This is a genomic window from Undibacterium sp. Di26W, assembly GCF_049340265.1.
Classification (GTDB): domain Bacteria; phylum Pseudomonadota; class Gammaproteobacteria; order Burkholderiales; family Burkholderiaceae_D; genus Undibacterium.
Window position 1 is genome coordinate 369,060 of sequence record NZ_JBMPOR010000002.1, and the last position, 18,274, is coordinate 387,333.

Here is an 18,274-nt window from a genome sequence, read left to right on the forward strand (position 1 = left end):
CTGACTATTCCTCTCTATTTCTGCATCCATGATCGCTGACACCACCGCGCATCAGCAAAAAGCGCAACCAATCCTGGTTGCGCTTTTTGCTTCCGACACGCATTTGAATCCGGCATTGCCGAAGACCACGGAAATTTTCCTGGATTTCCTGCAACAGCACGCACGCCACGCACCCGCCCTGTACCTGCTGGGCGACCTGTTTGAATACTGGGTGGGCGATGATAATATTGCTGATCCCTATAACCAGATGATCGTGCAAGCCCTGCATGCGCTGCACGAGCATGGGGTAGAGCTTTACTGGATAGGTGGAAATCGTGATTTCCTGATAGGTGAAGGTTTCGCGGCCGCTACCGGTGCCGTGCTGTTAGCCGATCCGCACGTACTGGAAGTCGCCGGCCAAAGAATTGCCATTACCCATGGTGACGCACAATGCACGGATGACCACGCATATATGGAATTCCGGCAAAAGGTCAGGCAAAGCGACTGGCAACAGGCTTTTCTTGCCATGCCACTGACACAGCGAAAAAGCATCATCGAAGGCTTGCGCACAGAAAGCAAGATGGAACAGAAACAAAAGTCCGTGGAAATCATGGATGTCAACAACACGGCCATTGCAGACCTGTTTTCGCAAACCCAGGCCACCACCCTGATACATGGGCATACCCACAGACCCGCCATCCACATCCATGATGGCCATGCACGACATGTGCTGGCAGACTGGGAATGCGATACCACACCGCCCCGTGGCGGCTGGCTGGCGCTATACAGCGATGCCAGCATCCAGGCTTATCATCACGATGGCAAGCCGGTCACGACGACTGCCATCAGTGATTGATTTCATCCCCACGCAAATGACCGGCACTGATCGTCAATACCCGGCCACAGCGTGCCGCAATCGACAGATCATGCGTGACCAGTACCAGGGTTGAACCACGTTCACGATTCAATTTGAACATCAGATTAATGATGGCATCACCGGTAACTGCGTCCAGGCTGCCGGTTGGTTCATCAGCAAACAGCAATGGCGGTTCCGTCACAAAAGCCCTGGCCAGCGCCACCCTTTGCTGCTCACCACCGGACAGGAACTTGGGATAATGCCGCAGGCGCGATGCCAGCCCCACTTGCTCCAGCATTTCTTCGGCCTTGGCACGGGCCTGTTTTTCACCCCGTAACTCCAGCGGCAGCATGACGTTTTCCAAAGCAGTCAGATGCATCAACAACTGAAACGACTGGAAAACAAAGCCCAGTTTTTCCTTGCGAAACTGCGCCCGACCATCTTCACTCAAAGCAAAAATATCCACGCCATCGAGGACGACACTGCCCTCTGTCGGTGTATCCAGGCCAGCCAGTATGCCCAGCAGAGTAGATTTACCAGAACCGGAAGCACCAACAATTGCAAGCGTTTGTCCGGCTTGCGCGGTAAAATCAATACCATTCAGGATGCTTAGTTCACCCGTTGCATCAGCCACGCGCTTAACTAAATGCTTCACTTCGATTGCCGCTTTATTTGATTCCATAAGGTTTTCTTTGTATGCTTCTTTTACGGTTCTTACTACGTCATGCGACAAGACATGTACAACAAGTCATTGTGCTCCTGGCTTTTGCAGTTTCAGCCTTGCCTGCTTATTCTGCATCAAAAACTGTAGTTGTGCTCGGTGACAGCCTGTCCGCAGAATATGGACTGACTCGCGGCAAAGGCTGGGTTGCCCTGCTGGAGCAAAGACTACAACAAAAAAACATCCAGGCCACTGTCATCAATGCCAGTATCAGCGGCGACACCACCAGCGGTGGCAAAGCCAGGCTGGGACAACTGCTGGACAAACATCATCCCGACATTCTCATCATTGAGCTGGGGGGCAACGATGCCCTGCGTGGTCTATCACTTAGTGCCTCTGAAGCGAATTTCAAGGCCATGATAGATATGGCCAGGGCCAGCCGTGCGAAAGTCCTGCTGGTAGGCATGCGTATCCCCCCCAATTACGGGCCGGATTATTCCGAGCGATTCTTTTCACTGTATGCCAAACTGGCGAAAAGCATGAACCTGGCGCTGGTCCCCTTCCTGCTCGAAGGCGTCGCTGAAAAAAACGAGTTATTCCAGGCAGACAGGATTCACCCGATTGCCGAAGCACACCCGCAAATCCTGAACAATGTCTGGCCACACTTGCTACCTTTACTGGGTAAATAAAGCATGAAATACCCTGAAATAGTGGAATTTGCAGATGTCTTGCAGCGCCGTGCGGAATTCGACACCATCATCGACGTACGCAGCGAAGCAGAATTTGCAGAAGATCATATTGCAGGTGCCATCAATTGCCCGGTGCTGGATAACCAGCAGCGCATCGTCGTCGGTACCATGTACAAGCAAACCGGCTCATTTGAAGCCAAGCGCCTGGGCGCGGCACTGGTGGCCAGGAATATTGCGCAGCATATAGAGACCCGTTTTCTCGACCGGCCACGCGACTGGAAACCACTGATTTATTGCTGGCGCGGTGGCAATCGCAGCGGTGCCATGGCACATATCTTTGCCCGTATAGGTTGGCCGGTAGCGCAACTGAATGGTGGCTACAAAGCCTACAGGCAACATGTTAACCACAGCCTGATGAACGAGATTGCACGTTTCCAGTGGCGCGTCTTGTGTGGGCCCACCGGCAGTGGCAAAAGCCATCTGTTACGCAGCCTGGCAGCAGCCGGTGCCCAGGTGCTGGACCTGGAAGACATGGCAGCCCATCGCGGCTCTGTCCTTGGCAGCATCCCGGATTGTCCGCAACCTGCACAAAAACAGTTTGAGAGCCGGATTTTCTGGCAACTGCAACAGTTCCATCCTCAGCAGCTGATTTTTGTGGAGGCAGAAAGCAAAAAAATCGGCGACATCAGAGTGCCGGAATTGTTGATGGATACCATACGCAAAGCACCCTGCATCGCGGTGCAAATGACGATAGAAAAACGGGTGGATTTGCTGATGCAGGAGTATGCGCACTTCATCCTGTCACCCGCCAGCCTGAACCAGCAACTGGATTTTTTGACCAGCCTGTATGGGAAGGAAAAAATTGCAGCCTGGCGTCAATTAGCCACTACGGGTGAGCTTGCCTTGCTGGTCAAAAATCTGCTGGAACAGCATTATGATCCTGCCTATGCAAAATCAGTCAGGCGGAACTTTGCCGGTGCCGCCACGGCAACCGTGATACAGCAGCACGACATCACCGAATCGGATTTCACAGATTCCGCACGACAGATACTAGACAATATCGCATGAGTCTCTCGCCACAGCATCAACCGTCAACATCATCGACGATGCGCTGGCCTTCCTGATCGAGTTCATCAAACTGATTGTGGCTGATCGCCCACCAGAATACCGCGCCTATCGCGAAGACCAGTACCAGACTGAGCGGAATCAGTAAATATAAAATATCCATACATCAAACCTGTTCCTGCAATATATGTTGGGGTTGCGGTACACGATATAGTCGCAAGGCGTTCACTACCACGATCAGGGAACTCAGGGACATGCCCAGAGCAGCGTGCCAGGGTTCCAGCAAACCACTGACTGCAGCCGGAATCGCAATCAAATTATAAAACACGGCCCATGCCAGGTTTTCGCGAATCAATGCAAAAGCCTTTGCCGCCAGCGTCAAACCAAAATCCAGGTCCAGCAAACGGTTCGACATCAGCAGCATGTCACTACGTGATTGCGAAATGGCAGCCCCCTGTCCCATGGCGACAGAGACATTTGCCAGCCCCAGGACCGGGCCATCATTCATGCCGTCCCCCACCATGACGACGATATGGCCAACCGCCTGCAATTGTCGCACGGCTTCATACTTCCCGGCCGGGCTCAGGTCGGCACGGGCATCCTGGATATCGCATTCGACAGCGACCCGGGCGACGACTTCCGCTCTGTCACCAGACAATAACAGGATTTTCTTACCCTTGTTTTTTAATTGACGAATGGCTGCGACAGCGTCATCACGCAAGATATCATCCAGGGCAAACAGCAGTAGCGCGCCCTGCTCTGTAGCCAGCACTGCCAGCGTTTGCTGTTTCAGTGCATCAGGAATATCCAGATGCGCACCGGCAAGTGCAAAACCGGGATTGCCCAGGCGATAGCGTACACCGTTGACGACCGCCTCCAGTCCGGCTCCCGGTACTTCATGCAGATTGAGTAAATCGGGCACATCTGCAGATGTCTCGCCTGCCATGTGCGGCGCCAGGTAATCGGCTATCGCCCGCGAAACCGGATGGGTGGAGCGAGATGCCAGTGCGCAGGCAATCTGCCTGGCGCGTTCATATTCGTCTTCGCTGCCATCCTGTTGTTGCAGTGCCAGCACCTGGCTAACCTGCAATTTGCCCAAAGTCAGCGTTCCGGTTTTATCAAATACGATATGCGTGGCTGACGCCATTGCCTGTATCGCGCGTGATTTGGTCAGCAGCACGCCATTCTTCGCCAGTATACCTATCGCTGCAGACATGACACCCGGGGTCGCCAGTGACAAGGCACAAGGACAGGTGACGACAATAATGCTGATGGCAATCCAGATCGCCCGCGCACTGTCGATATGCCACCAGACCAGCCCGCTGACTACCGACAGCAACAAAATGATCAACAGAAAACGACTGGCATGTTTGTCAGCGAGTAAAACCAGGGGTGGCTTTTCCGATGCGGCGGCTTCCATCATGGCAATCAGTTGGGACAGTTGTGTTGCGCCGCCCACTTCTTGCGTCTGCATGACCAGCGCGCCACTGATATTGATGGCACCGGCAATCAGTTTGCTACCTATGGTTTTTGAGACCGGCAATGATTCCCCTGTCATCAGCGCTTCATCGCAAGCGCTATCGCCGGCAATCACCATGCCGTCGGCGGGAATATGTTCACCGGCAGCCACCAGCAAGCTGTCACCGACACGCAAGGCGCTGATGTCTACCTGCTCGGTCTGTGGCTGTTGTGGGTAATCGATGAAACGCTGTGCCATGCCTGGCGTCAGTTGCGTCAGTATGCGCAGCGCTGCACTGGTTTTTTTCTGTACTTTGGATTCGATCAGGCGCGCACCAAGCAACAGGAACACAAACATGATGGCTGAATCAAAATACACGGCACCACCGGCAAATGTCGCCCATACACTGGCCAGGAAAGTACACAATATTCCCAGCGACACCGGCACATCCATGCCTATATGCCGGTTTTTAAGATCACGCCAGGCAGAACGAAAGAAGGGCATGACAGAAAAACCGATCACCGGCAGGGTGATGATCATGCTGGCTATTTTCAACAGGCGATCCAGATCGGGAGTCAAATCACCGTCTATTTGCGGCACTGGTACCAAATAAGCTGGAAAGGCATACATCATCACTTGCATCATGGCAAACCCGGCGACAAACAGCCGCCACAATGCAAGCCTGTGTTCTTTTTTCTCAAAGGCATCTGGTGACTGGCTTGCTGGCAAGGCACCATAGCCCAGGTCCATGATGGCCGACAAAATGCGCTTCAGGGAAATGATGTCCGCATTCCAGGCGACTTCAGCCCTGTGACTGGCAGAATTAATTTTGAAGGAAGACACGCCGGGCAACTGACGCACACGAAATTCGATCAATTGCACACAGGCGGCACAACGCATGCCCGACAAATGCAGTTTTTCGTTCTCAAGTGCAAGCTTCACTTCGCTGGCACTTGTGGTGGTCGCGGCATTTACCAGAGTACTCATGGGGGCTATCCAGCGCCGCTCAGGCTGGCCTTATTTTCCAGGTAGGCGTCGACCAGGTGGTTTTGTTCTATGGTCTGCAGTATCGCCAGACAACCATGGCAGCACACCAGTTGCGGGCTGCCATTGAACTTGACAGCCAAGGCATTGCGCTCGCGCATTGTTTCACTGCAATGAAAACAGCTCAGCCTGCTCCCTGCCCGCCAGGACAAAAGACCGGTTTCCAGTCGCGATAAAAAAGCAAGTGCCATGATTCCCCAGGAGATGGGACAGAATAGCTGAGATTTTATAAGAAAAGAAAATCCTCAGCTTGATCTATTTCAAGAAAGACGCTCGCAAAAACAAGGGCGAAAAAAAACGGCAGCGTTGCACTGCCGTTCCTTTTACATCATGGATGCTACATAGCGAGGAGTCTGAGAAACCTCTGATCCGTCAACTACACGGATAAGCCCTGCACAAATTGTATGTCATTCCACTTCATTAATAACCGGCACACAAGACATTACCGGAGCTCAAATTCAATCCGCCTAGGATACAAAAAAGATTTTTGTATATCGACCTCCTTCTTTTGAACCAGTTACGCCCCTACTATAGGCCAAGCCGGAAACAAGAGAAAGAAAAAAATAACTATGCAAGCAGCGCTGAAGATTAAAGAAATCAACCAAACGAAATACCTGATTTTGCGACCACATCAGCGTATATGAGGAACATTTCCCTTCAGCATCGTCGTCGCTGCACTGGAACCAATAGACGCGCCAAATTTTTTCAGCACACGTTCAGGCAAACCTTCTTTTTGCGTGTAATCGACGATATTCTCCACCTTGATCACGTCCCGTGCGACTGAATCCACAGAACCGAAATCATCGGCCAAACCCATTTGTACTGCCTTGGTACCGATCCAGAACAACCCGGAAAACATCTCTGGCGTTTCTTTCAGGCGCTGGCCACGACCGGCACGCACGGCATCAATAAACTGTTGATGGATTTCATTCAGCATGCCTTGGGAAAAAGCTTTCTGCTTTTCCGTCTGCGGTGAAAACGGATCCATGAAACCCTTGTTTTCACCTGCCGTCATCAGGCGGCGCTCCACACCCAGTTTATCCATGATGCCGGTAAAACCGAAGCCATCCATCAAGACGCCAATAGAACCGACAATGCTGGCCTTGTTTACATAGATTTTATCTGCGGCCACGGCAATGTAATAACCACCGGATGCACAAATTTCATCGACCACGACATACAGTTTCTTCTCGGGATATTCTTTACGCAGCCGGCCGATTTCATCATTGATCATGCCAGCCTGCACCGGGCTACCGCCAGGGCTGTTGATGCGCACTACCACCGCCACCGAACCAGGATCAGCAAATGCGCGATTCAATGCCGGAATAACGGTCTGGGCACTGCCACTACCTTCTGATTCTATAGTGCCGTCAATTTCTATCAGCGCAGTGTGATGACCGAGGTTTTCCATTTCGCCGGTCGCATAATCACTGAAATAGTAAAAACCGAACATCACGACAAACAGCAACACGAATTTGAAGAAGATGCCCCAGCGCCGGCGCAACCTTTGTTCACGCAAGGCATCGGTTGCCAGCTTTTCGAGTAATTCCCGCTCCCAGTTCGGGCTTTTTTTGTCAGCCTCGGCAGCGCCGGATGGATTCAATAATTGATCGTTCATAAGTATTTCCAGTTTCAGGCAATCACAGGCCGAATATAGTCATCCGGATGCCAATAAATTTGTCCGTCGACTTCACTGACATGAATTTTTCGCAGACGCCCGCCGCGACAGGGGCCGCCGGTACAATAGCCGGTATCGGGCTGGTAAATTGCACCGTGGGTGGCGCACATGATGTAAAGACCGCTGGACTCCAGGAACTCGCCGGGATTCCAGTCCAGTTCAACCGGTACATGGGCGCAACGGTTCAGGTAGCCATGTACCGCGCCACCATAGCGAATGACGAAACCGACTGCGTCATCACTGCCAGCAGTCAGGGGAAAGCGCACGCCCTTGCCGCCTTCGATCAAATCACCAGATACACAAATAGATATCGCTGTCATCTGACTTTTACCTCACTCATGCATTGTCGCGTAACCAGTCACGCAACTGCGTCACGTTTTTCGCCGAGAACAGCGGATTCAACTCCAGCAAGGCAGCCGGGTCATGTGCACCGTACTCCACTGCAATCGCTGCTGCGCCGGCATTGCTGGCCATCTGCAGATCATGTGTGGTATCACCTATCATGACCGTGCGGCGCATATCCTGCCCCAGCTCACGCGTCAATTCTTGCAGCATGGCAGGATGGGGCTTGGAAAACGTCTCGTCGGAACAACGGGTAGCGTCAAACACCGATGTCAGCTTGGCCGTATGCAGGGCGCGACTTAAGCCTACCCGGCTGGCACCGGTCGCCACCGCCAGGAAATACCCATCCTGCGAGAGTTCGGCCAGCATTTCCCTGACACCCTCAAACAGGGGAAGCTCATGGTCCCTGGCCAGGAAATGGTAACGAAAACGCTCTACCGCACGGGGATAGAATTTGGGGTCAATATCCGGCATGGCAACCTGTATGGCTTGTGGCAAAGCCAGGCCAATCACAAAAGATGCCACATCTTCCTTGGGGACAGGCAATCCTAAATCACGCGCTGCTGCCTGTATGCATTTGACGATGACGGCAGTGCTATCCATCAAGGTGCCATCCCAGTCAAATACAATTAAATCGAATTGCTTTTTTGCCATATTTTCAATAAAACGAATTCATTCCAGAATTCGTAACATGTTACTCATCAATAACGGCATAATACCATTACTAAACCATTAATATTTTTCAAGCCGGGGCCAGTGTTTTCAGGAAATTAAGGCATTCAGCAGGCAAAGGTGCGTTCACCGTTTGGGTCTTTCCTGATTCAGGATGGACAAAACTGATCTGATGCGCATGCAGGAACATCCTTTTCAAGGCTCCCCGCCCTTCACCAGTCTTGAGCAAGGCACGGTTCAAGGCGAAATCCCCGTATTTATCATCCCCCGCAATGGCAAAGCCACTGGCGGACAGGTGCACACGGATCTGATGCGTGCGCCCGGTCTTCAGTTCGGCTTCCAGCAAGGCAAAGTCACGGTATTTCTTTTGCAGCGAAAACACCGTGTGTGAAGGCATGCCATCGGCCTGCACCCGTACCCGACGCTCGCCATCGGCAGTGGTATACTTGTGCAGTGCCAATTTGACATGCTGACGCGCATTCTTCCAGTCACCGCTTACCAGTGTCAGATATCGCTTGTCAGTCACACCATCCCGCATTTGTTCATGCAAATTCGTCAACGCTGTGCGTTTTTTTGCCAGCAAGAGTATGCCCGAGGTTTCCCTGTCCAGCCGGTGTACCAGTTCCAGGAACTTGGCATCTGGCCTGGAAGCCCGCAACTGTTCGATCACGCCGTAGCTGACGCCTGAGCCACCATGCACGGCAACACCGGCTGGCTTGTCGATAATGAGCAAAAAGTTATCTTCAAACAGGATGGGAAATTCTTGCTTGGGTGCGGTCTGCTCTGTTGCTTCTGCCATGCGTATCGGTGGAATACGGACAACATCGCCCTCCAGCAGTCGGTAAAGCTGGTCGATACGGCCTTTGTTGACACGCACTTCGCCCGATCGCAATACGCGATAAACATGACTTTTTGGCACGCCTTTACAGATGCGCAGTAAGAAATTGTCTATACGCTGCCCTGCCTCTTCTTCAGAGATCGTGAGCAACTGTACTTTGGGTTGGGATACCGAAGGCTGCTGAGGGGAAGGCTTTTCCATCTGAATTTGATGTGCTCCCCTATTAATTGTCGCTAAGTCCTTCATTTTGAATATATAATTGTTTTCGCTTCAGCATTTATGCTTTTAGCAGTGTAAGAGGAATAAACGACTATTTTACACAGGGGCATGTCCATCGGCCTCGCCTGTTTGCAAATTTGATGGAAAAGATGTGTATGCAGCGTCGTTTACCTGTCAGGGTAACAGCCAATTGTTGTTATCGGGCATGGACCACGAGGTTGGATCAGAGAGTTTGAATTGTAAGGATAAGTCTGGCAAGAGATGCTGGTTTAATTATGAAACAGCATGCTTGCCGGTTGACAGTGATGGTAAACGGGGCGATTCCGTCAGACACAACAAAATAAGATGGTCTGACATCAAAGTTGCTCATCGCCTGGCGTTGTCACTGGTTGCTGTACACAGCGACCAAGTCATACAACGCGGGGGACATGTGCACTCGTGCTTTCTTTACCCTGACTGTCCGCGCCCAGCGCAAAACAGATGCCCGGTTTTATTCAGCATGGCAATGATCTTGCCGTAGCTGGTTCCGCCCTGCTTTGTCTCAGGCATTTCCCGCCCCCTCAAACACTCCGTTCCCGCGTACATCCCGTATCAGTACAGTTGTCATCTCTGAAAGATGACAGCACAAGATGACCACCAGGTCACGGAGTAAAACATGAAACGTATGCTGTTCAATGCGACGCAGCAAGAAGAGTTGCGCGTTGCCATTGTCAATGGGCAAAAGCTCATCGACATTGATATCGAGACTGCCGGTCGCGAACTGCGCAAGTCCAATATCTACAAAGGCGTGATCACTCGTATCGAGCCTTCCCTTGAAGCCTGTTTCGTCAATTATGGCGAAGAACGTCACGGCTTCCTCCCCTTCAAAGAAGTTGCCCGCACCTATTTTAAAGAAGGCGTGGACGTACGCAATGCTTCCATTAAAGAAGCGCTGCGCGAAGGCCAGGAAATCATGGTCCAGGTCGAAAAAGAAGAACGCGGCAACAAGGGTGCAGCCCTGACCTCGTTCATCTCCCTCGCTGGCCGCTATCTGGTGTTGATGCCGAACAACCCGCGCGGTGGTGGTGTTTCCCGTCGCGTCGAAGGTGAAGACCGCCAGGAATTGCGCGAAACCATGGACAAACTGGACTTGCCTGGTGGCATGTCTGTGATTGCCCGCACTGCTGGCATAGGCCGCAATGTTGACGAATTGCAATGGGATTTGAATTACCTGATGCAACTCTGGCGCGCGATTGAAGGTGCCGGTAAATCCTCCCCTGGTGCTTTCCTGATTTATCAGGAGTCTTCCCTGGTGATCCGCGCCATCCGCGATTATTTCCAGCCGGACATTGGTGAAATCCTCATCGATACGGATGAAATTTACGAACAGGCTCAGCAATTCATGAGCCACGTGATGCCCGACATGGTGCATCGCGTTAAACGTTACAGCGATGATGTACCGCTGTTCTCGCGTTTCCAGATCGAACACCAGATCGAAACTGCCTATTCCCGTACAGTACCACTGCCATCCGGCGGCGCTATCGTTATCGATCATACTGAAGCACTGGTGTCGGTGGACGTTAACTCGGCCCGCTCCACCCGTGGTGGCGATATCGAGACGACAGCATTCAATACCAATCTGGAAGCAGCTGAAGAAGTAGCGCGCCAGTTGCGTTTGCGTGACTTGGGTGGTTTGATCGTGATCGATTTTATCGACATGGAAAACGCCAAGAACCAGCGTGAAGTTGAAACCCGCCTGAAAGATGCCCTGCGCTATGACCGCGCACGCGTACAAATGGGCAAGATTTCCCGCTTTGGCCTGATGGAATTGTCACGCCAGCGTCTGCGCCCTTCCCTGTCTGAAGGCAGCCATGTGACTTGCCCGCGCTGTAACGGCACTGGCCATATCCGCGATACTGAATCTTCTGCCCTGCAAGTCCTGCGTATCATCCAGGAAGAGGCCATGAAGGAAAACTCGGCAGCTATCCATGTCCAGGTTCCTGTCGACGTTGCCGCTTTCCTGCTGAATGAAAAACGTGGCGAGATCCTGAAGATAGAAACACGTCACCGCGTGACTGTCATCCTGATCCCGAACAAGCATCTGGAAACCCCGCATTACAAGCTGGATCGCCTGAAAAATGACGACCCACGCCTGGAAGACCACCACGCCAGCTATGCCATGGCTGAGCAGGCTGATACCGACATCGGCTACAGCAAGCGTCAAAAAGAAGACATCAAGCCACGCCAGGAAGCCATGGTCAAGAGCATCACTCCTGACACTGCGCCTACCGTCGAACGCAAGGAAGTCGTTGCGCCTGTGCTTGCCGCACCGGTCAGCGCGCCTGCCGCGCCGGGCTTCTTCAGCAAAATGTTTGGCTTCCTGTTTGGCAAGTCCGAAGCACCTGCTGCAGTAGAAGCGCCAGAACAGGTTGAAGACAAAGCCAATGGCCGCGATCGCAATGCACGCAATCCGCGCAATACCCAGCGTAATCGCAATAGCCGTCGCAACCGCGACCGTGAAGAGCGCGAAGACCGCCCGGCACGCGCTGAAAAGCCTGAGCAAGAAGCCGCCAAACCTGCAGCAGCCGCTGAAAACGCACGTCCACCTAAAGCTGCCAAAGCACCACGTGAAGAGCGTGAACCGCAAGAAAGCCGCCGTGAACGCCAGCAACGCCAGCGCGATGAACGCAAGGAAAACCAGCCACAGGAAGCCAAGGCAGAAGACGCTATCCAGAAACATACTGACCCGGTTCCTGTCGAAGTCATGCCTGCCAATGCACAACTGGAAGCCCTGGAACCAGGTGCTGAAAATGACAATAGCGAGCAAGGTGAAGAACGCCGTCGTCGCCGTCGTCGCGGTGGCCGCAACCGCAATCGCCGCGACCGTGACGGTAATGAGCTAGTCAATGAACAAGGTGAATTGCCAATTGATGCAGCAGGCGAAACAGCAGAAGCTGCGCAACTGGACCATACTCAGCCTGCTCAGCCGACTCAGCCTGTTCATCTGACACAGCCAGCCATAGTAGCTGAACCTGCAGTGCTGGCAGAACCAGTGGCAGCACCGGTTGCCGCCCCGGTAATTGCACATGTATTCGCCCCTGTGGTCACAGACATTGCGCCAGCTGTAGCGCCAGCGGCAGTTTCAGCACCGGCTGCAGTAGCAGTGCTTGAGACAGCCGCACCGGCGATATTTACCGCTGCGCCAGTTCAGGTAACAGATAACACTGTTGCTACAGCACCGGTTATCAGCACGCCTGAACCTGTAGTTGTCGCTGAAACAGTGGTTGCCAGCATGCCGTCTTTTAGTTCGGGTATGGGTTCGGACATCAGCTCAGGTGTCAGCAATGACACACTGGATGCCATTCCAACTGTCCCAGCTGTCGCTCCAGTCACAATTTTGGAGCCTGCACCGTTTGTGGAAGTTGCATCGCTTGTGGACGTTGCACCGGTTGTGGACATTGCGCCAGTCGCTGAAGTTGCAACTATTGCAGCGGCTCCAGCAGCACCAATCGCTGCAATAGCTGCAGTTGTTGCCGATGAGGCACCAGCACCGGCAAGTTACTCTGGCAAGGCAAGCGTTCCCGCCGCAGCCATGCCTCTGGAGAACCTGCATTCCATGTTGAAAGAAGCAGGATTGGAACTGGCAAGTACAGACCCGGTCAAACTGCAGGCAGCGCAGGAAAGTGCAGAGAAATTTGTGCCAGCTGCACGCGTTCCACGCGAACGCAAGCCCCTGCCCGTCAGCAATGATGAGCCCTTGGTCATGGTGGAAACACGTCATTAGACTATCGCAACAGGCATTAAAAGAAAAACCGGCAATTCATTTGAATTGCCGGTTTTTTTTGCCCTCCAGATCAACGCTCTCCAGATTAGTCGCAAAACAGTAGCAAAACGCAAGACTTTGCCAGTCGTGCTATTGTTCAGGGATAAGCTTGTTTATGCCAATACGCCTTAGAACCTGTTTACTATCTTACTGCGCGGGCGTGATCGGGGCTCATGCGCTGCTCAAAATGCTCATGGTCTCAGAGTACATTCCGCTTTCTGCGCGGCGTTTTAGTTACCCTTACCCCGCTGACGCTCGCAACAGATCGTAATCAGGTTCTTAGTAACACTTCACACCAGATAACACCATGACGGAAAAATTTATTCCGCTGACAGACTTCAGGCAATTTACATCCAGTCTGGCGATACCCGATCAGTTGCAGGCACCAGATGGCCAATTGCTGGACACACTTGCCAGGCCGTTGCATGATTTGCGTATTTCAGTCACTGACCGCTGCAATTTTCGTTGCGTGTACTGCATGCCCAAGGCGGTGTTTGATAAAGATTACCAATATCTGCCGCATCAGTCCTTGCTGAGTTTTGAAGAAATTTATCGTATCGCCAGCATTTTTGTCGCCCATGGCGTGAATAAAATCCGTCTGACAGGTGGCGAACCCCTGTTGCGCAAAAATATAGAAAAACTCATCGCACTGCTGGCCGGCTTGCGTACACCAGATGGCCAGCAACTTGACCTGACCCTGACCACCAATGGCTCTTTGCTGGCGCGCAAGGCCCAGAGTCTGAAAGATGCCGGCCTGACCAGGGTCAGCGTGTCGCTGGACGCGCTGGATGACGGTGTTTTCAGGCATATGAATGATGTGGATTTTTCTGTATCCGAAGTACTGGAAGGTATCGCCGTAGCAGAAAAAGTGGGGCTGGGTCCGGTCAAAGTCAATATGGTGGTCAAAGCCGGTGTCAATGATCAGGAAATCGTGCCCATGGCGCGTTATTTCCAGCGCAGCGGGCAAATCCTGCGCTTCATCGAATATATGGATGTAGGTGCATCGAATGGCTGGCAGATGGATGAAGTGATTCCCTCTGCCGAAATCATCCGGCGCATCCAGGATGCTGGTATGCCACTCACCCCGATACAGGCCAACTACAAGAGCGAGACGGCAAAACGCTGGCGCCATGCAGATGGTGGCGCTGAACTGGGTTTGATATCCAGCGTTACCCAGACATTTTGCGGTGATTGCACGCGCGCCCGGCTGTCGACGGAAGGCAAGCTTTACACCTGCCTGTTTGCTAGCCAGGGCCATGACCTGCGAGCCTTGCTGCGCGCCCCTGATCAACATTCCGACCTGGCAATTGCGAATGTCATCGCTGGCATCTGGCACAAGCGCAGCGACCGCTATTCGGAACTGCGCAGCCAGCAAACCGATACCGGCAGCGTGACTCGCAAAAAAATCGAGATGTCGTATATTGGTGGCTAAAATTGGTGGCTAAAACAGGGTGCTGAAATCAGTAGTCAAAATAGCCAACTAAAAGTAGCTGCCGATGGTGGATAATGTCGGCATAAGGACTTTGCCAACTCTGTTTTGCCATGCCCTCTATGACACCCATCGATAAAAACCTGATTACCGGACTGATACTTGCGGGCGGCCGTGGCACGCGCATGGGCACGGTGGATAAAGGTCTCCAGCATTTTCGTGGACAAACACTGATGCAGCATGTCTTGCAGACACTGTCAGTACAGACTGGCAAGATCATCATCAATACCAACCAGAATCTCGGCATTTATCAAGGTTTTGGCGTACCGGTCGTATCTGACCTGATCACCGGCTTTGCCGGGCCGCTAGCAGGTTTGCAGGCAGGCCTGCAGGCTTGTGCCACGCCCTATCTCGTTTGCGTACCTTGCGACTCCCCCATGCTGCCACTTGACCTGGTTAGCCGCCTCGCCGTGGCCCTGCTTAATGATGGCAATGATGACACTGATGCCGCCGTAGCTGTCACGATGGAAAATCTGGATGGCGTTTTAAAAAAACAATCTCATCCGGTTTTTTCCCTGATGAAAACCAGCGTGTCAGCTCAATTGAATACTTACCTGCAAAATGGCGGGCGCCGCTTCAATGACTGGCACGACAGCCTGAATACGAGTGAAGTATTGTTTGAAGACAATGATGCCTTCCGCAATATCAATACACTCAAAGAATTACAGGACCTGGATCACTGACATGCGCTTTATCAAAACTATCAAGGCCACCGAGGCCGTCAATGCTGTCAAGGCTGTCAACATCGGCCTGCAAGATATCCTTGCTGCCATGCCGGAATACGACCCACATGCAATCACCGTAGAGCAGGCTCAGGCCATCATCGGACTATGCATACAGCCGCTGCACTTTACTGAACAATTGCCACTGCGTCAGGCACTGGGGCGGGTATTGGCAGAGGACATCATCTCTACCATGAATGTACCGGCCCATGACAATTCCGCCATGGATGGTTTTGCCTTTCGTGGCGCAGATTTACCTGCCGGGCAAGACAGGCAATTGCGTATCGTCGGCACTGCCCTTGCCGGACGCGCCTACCAGGGCCAAATTAATCAGGGTGAATGCATACGCATTACCACTGGCGCTGTCATGCCCGTTGACTGTGATACGGTGGTTCCGCAAGAGCTGATCACAGCCAGTAGCGATAGCCACGTCACCATCCCTGGCGGCAAACTGCGGGCTGGTGACAATCGTCGCCTCAAAGGAGAAGACCTGGTCATGGGCAAAACCGTGATCAGCAAAGGCCGGATACTGAAACCAGCTGATCTAGGCTTGCTGGCGTCGCTGGCGATCGCCGAAGTGGCAGTACAAAGACGGCTGCGGGTTGCCTTTTTTTCTACCGGGGATGAATTACGCTCGCTGGGAGAAGCACTGGATGAAGGCTGCGTCTATGACAGCAATCGCTATACCTTGTTTGGAATGCTGACCAGACTGGGTTGCGAAGTAATCGACATGGGCGTAGTGAAAGATAATCCAGATGCGCTGGAAGCAGGCCTGCGCCAGGCTTGTGAAAGCGCAGATGCCATCATCACCTCTGGTGGCGTATCTGCGGGTGCTGCTGACTATACCAGGGAAGTCATGGCAAAACTAGGGCAGGTGGCTTTCTGGAGCGTCGCCATGCGGCCCGGCCGCCCGCTGGCATTTGGCCAGATTGCCTCGAATGGCAAAAGTGCCTACCTGTTTGGCTTGCCAGGTAATCCGGTGGCCGTCATGGTCAGTTTCTACTTCTTCGCCCGCCAGGCACTGTACCGTTTGATGGGGGCCGACGTCCCTGCCCTGCCGCTGATACCAATAGCTGCAGCAGAAACCATACGCAAACGCCCCGGCCGCACGGAATTCCAGCGCGGCATACTGGCCAGCACGGAAAATGGCGAACTGCGTGTCAGCGTGACTGGCTCGCAAGGTTCGGGTATATTGCGCTCCATGTCAGAAGCCAATTGCATGATTGTTTTGCAACATGACCAAACCACCGTGCTGCCCGGTGAAAAAGTCCATGTTCTATTGTTTGACGGACTGCTATAGGTAACTTGGGCAAGTTGATCCCTAAAGCACAGCTTCAAGGTCGGAAGATGTAAATCGCAAGTATAAAAAAGTAACAGACGCTTACATTCTGGTGACATTGCTCGCCAGCAAAGTACAATTATTGATTTAAACATTACTGGAGAACAGTTTGAAAGCTTTATCATGGATATTGGGTGCCTGTGCATCCCTCGCATTGCTTGCGGGCTGTGGCGGTGGTGGCTCTTCCAGCACGACAACGACACCCACATCAACTACCGTTAGCGTCAGCGCAGTCGCCACAGACCAGTTGGTGTACCGCAAAATCACCAATTTCACGATTACCGGACAAAACCTGGATAAGGGCATCAATGCCACCATCACTGGTTGTCTGAAAGTGACAGAACTGGCTGGCAGCACCGCCACTCAAAAGGTCTTGTCATGCAAGATCATCGCAGCAGGCGCGTTCAATGTGTCCCTCACTGCGGCTGATGGCTCTTCCCTGTATACCGGTTCGCTGACGGTACCGCTGGCACTGCAACCACAAGTCACCATGGTGACCAGCCAGGGTACGATGGTGATTGAACTGAATCCGGCCAAAGCCCCTATTACTGTCGATAACTTCCTCCAGTATGTGGAAAACGGTTTTTACGTGAACAAGATTTTCCACCGTGTCATCAGCAATTTCGTGATTCAGGGTGGCGGCTTTACCACGGATCTGCAACAGCCAACCACCCTGACTGCCATCAAACTGGAAACACCGAATGGCCTCAGCAATTTGCGCGGCACGATCGCCATGGCACGCACCAACGTGGCTGATTCTGCAACATCGCAATTCTTTATCAACGTAGTGGACAACACCAGTCTTGACGGCCTGGTTGCAGGTAATGGTTATGCTGTATTTGGCAAAGTTGTTACTGGTCTGGATGTCATGGACAAGATCAAAGCAGTTCCAACTACCACAGCAGGCGGCATGAGTGATGTACCAGTCACACCGGTATTAATTAATTCGATGCTACAAACACAATAACATGCTATGCTGCATAGTGCAGCTCTCATCAATGTTGTGTTAAAACAGGAGCCGTTTGTGCTCCTGTTTTACTTTTACAGTCGGGGTAAAAATGAAAAAACAATGGCAATCAATATTGTTGGCAACAACACTGGTATTTTTGACGCAATCCGGGGCGTATGCCAAGGATGATGCAAAAAAAGCGTCTGCGTCTGCGTCCACATCAGCCTCATCCAGCGCTTCGGCATCCGCCAAAGTGGAGCTGATGGACCTGAATAGCGCCAGCAAGAAAGAGCTGTCCAGCCTACCCAAAATTGGCGACGTGCGTTCCGACGCCATCATCAAGGGGCGCCCATATAAAGGCAAGGATGAGCTGCTATCGAAAAAAATAATCCCTGAAGACGTGTATAACGGCATCAAGGATCTGGTCATTGCCAAACAAAAAACCACAGGAAAGAAATAATGACATTTCCC

At 52.5% G+C, this 18,274-nt stretch carries 17 protein-coding genes; 9 read left to right on the top strand and 8 right to left on the bottom strand.

Annotated elements, in window-relative coordinates; all coding sequences use genetic code 11:
• Window positions 1-28: 28 nt before the first annotated feature.
• Complete coding sequence (locus ACO0LM_RS04075; protein ID WP_423034543.1) at window positions 29-835, top strand: UDP-2,3-diacylglucosamine diphosphatase; 807 nt, start codon at window positions 29-31, stop codon at window positions 833-835.
• Here ACO0LM_RS04075 and ACO0LM_RS04080 read toward each other — a convergent pair.
• On the bottom strand, window positions 825-1,517 hold the full coding sequence (locus ACO0LM_RS04080) for an ABC transporter ATP-binding protein (protein ID WP_422986940.1): 693 nt from the start codon (window positions 1,515-1,517) through the stop codon (window positions 825-827). The genes ACO0LM_RS04075 and ACO0LM_RS04080 overlap by 11 nt on opposite strands.
• A 14-nt stretch (window positions 1,518-1,531) precedes the next feature.
• Here ACO0LM_RS04080 and ACO0LM_RS04085 point away from each other — a divergent pair, with 14 nt between their 5' ends.
• Both ACO0LM_RS04085 and mnmH read left to right on the top strand, forming a co-directional pair.
• A complete protein-coding gene (locus ACO0LM_RS04085; protein WP_422986942.1) occupies window positions 1,532-2,185 on the top strand; it encodes an arylesterase in 654 nt (217 codons plus the stop codon).
• A 3-nt stretch (window positions 2,186-2,188) separates the two neighbouring features.
• Window positions 2,189-3,253, top strand: a complete 1,065-nt coding sequence (gene mnmH, locus ACO0LM_RS04090) for a tRNA 2-selenouridine(34) synthase MnmH (protein ID WP_423034545.1) — start codon at window positions 2,189-2,191, stop codon at window positions 3,251-3,253.
• Between the two features lie 16 nt (window positions 3,254-3,269).
• Here the strand turns inward: mnmH and ccoS are convergent, their stop codons facing one another.
• The 7 genes from ccoS to ACO0LM_RS04125 form a co-directional block, all read right to left on the bottom strand.
• The gene (gene ccoS / locus ACO0LM_RS04095) at window positions 3,270-3,413 is read right to left on the bottom strand and encodes a cbb3-type cytochrome oxidase assembly protein CcoS (protein WP_423034547.1); all 144 of its coding nucleotides are present in this window, start codon (window positions 3,411-3,413) and stop codon (window positions 3,270-3,272) included.
• Window positions 3,414-3,416: 3 nt separating this feature from the next.
• On the bottom strand, window positions 3,417-5,696 hold the full coding sequence (locus tag ACO0LM_RS04100) for a heavy metal translocating P-type ATPase (RefSeq protein ID WP_423034549.1): 2,280 nt from the start codon (window positions 5,694-5,696) through the stop codon (window positions 3,417-3,419).
• 5 nt (window positions 5,697-5,701) lie between these two features.
• The gene (locus ACO0LM_RS04105) at window positions 5,702-5,944 is read right to left on the bottom strand and encodes a heavy metal translocating P-type ATPase metal-binding domain-containing protein (protein WP_423034551.1); all 243 of its coding nucleotides are present in this window, start codon (window positions 5,942-5,944) and stop codon (window positions 5,702-5,704) included.
• Window positions 5,945-6,384: 440 nt separating this feature from the next.
• Window positions 6,385-7,371, bottom strand: coding sequence for a S49 family peptidase (locus ACO0LM_RS04110; RefSeq protein ID WP_423034553.1), 987 nt, complete (start codon window positions 7,369-7,371; stop codon window positions 6,385-6,387).
• 14 nt (window positions 7,372-7,385) lie between these two features.
• Window positions 7,386-7,751, bottom strand: coding sequence for a Rieske (2Fe-2S) protein (locus ACO0LM_RS04115; protein WP_422986954.1), 366 nt, complete (start codon window positions 7,749-7,751; stop codon window positions 7,386-7,388).
• A gap of 16 nt (window positions 7,752-7,767) precedes the next feature.
• The gene (locus ACO0LM_RS04120) at window positions 7,768-8,427 is read right to left on the bottom strand and encodes an HAD-IA family hydrolase (RefSeq protein WP_422986956.1); all 660 of its coding nucleotides are present in this window, start codon (window positions 8,425-8,427) and stop codon (window positions 7,768-7,770) included.
• An 88-nt stretch (window positions 8,428-8,515) separates the two neighbouring features.
• Complete coding sequence (locus tag ACO0LM_RS04125; protein WP_423034555.1) at window positions 8,516-9,529, bottom strand: RluA family pseudouridine synthase; 1,014 nt, start codon at window positions 9,527-9,529, stop codon at window positions 8,516-8,518.
• Between the two features lie 628 nt (window positions 9,530-10,157).
• On the opposite strand from ACO0LM_RS04125, the gene ACO0LM_RS04130 reads away from it, so the two are divergent.
• From ACO0LM_RS04130 to ACO0LM_RS04155, 6 genes are all read left to right on the top strand, one after another.
• Window positions 10,158-13,265: an Rne/Rng family ribonuclease gene (locus ACO0LM_RS04130; RefSeq protein WP_423034557.1), complete on the top strand. Its 3,108-nt coding sequence runs from the start codon at window positions 10,158-10,160 to the stop codon at window positions 13,263-13,265.
• Between the two features lie 346 nt (window positions 13,266-13,611).
• Window positions 13,612-14,736, top strand: coding sequence for a GTP 3',8-cyclase MoaA (gene moaA / locus ACO0LM_RS04135; protein WP_423034559.1), 1,125 nt, complete (start codon window positions 13,612-13,614; stop codon window positions 14,734-14,736).
• Between the two features lie 119 nt (window positions 14,737-14,855).
• A complete protein-coding gene (mobA, locus tag ACO0LM_RS04140) occupies window positions 14,856-15,476 on the top strand; it encodes a molybdenum cofactor guanylyltransferase MobA (RefSeq protein ID WP_423034561.1) in 621 nt (206 codons plus the stop codon).
• Between the two features lie 88 nt (window positions 15,477-15,564).
• Complete coding sequence (gene glp, locus ACO0LM_RS04145) at window positions 15,565-16,815, top strand: gephyrin-like molybdotransferase Glp (protein ID WP_423034659.1); 1,251 nt, start codon at window positions 15,565-15,567, stop codon at window positions 16,813-16,815.
• A gap of 448 nt (window positions 16,816-17,263) precedes the next feature.
• On the top strand, window positions 17,264-17,821 hold the full coding sequence (locus ACO0LM_RS04150) for a peptidylprolyl isomerase (RefSeq protein ID WP_423034661.1): 558 nt from the start codon (window positions 17,264-17,266) through the stop codon (window positions 17,819-17,821).
• A gap of 91 nt (window positions 17,822-17,912) precedes the next feature.
• Window positions 17,913-18,263 (top strand): ComEA family DNA-binding protein, encoded by a 351-nt coding sequence (locus ACO0LM_RS04155; RefSeq protein WP_423034563.1) that lies wholly within the window; start codon window positions 17,913-17,915, stop codon window positions 18,261-18,263.
• Window positions 18,264-18,274 lie beyond the last annotated feature (11 nt).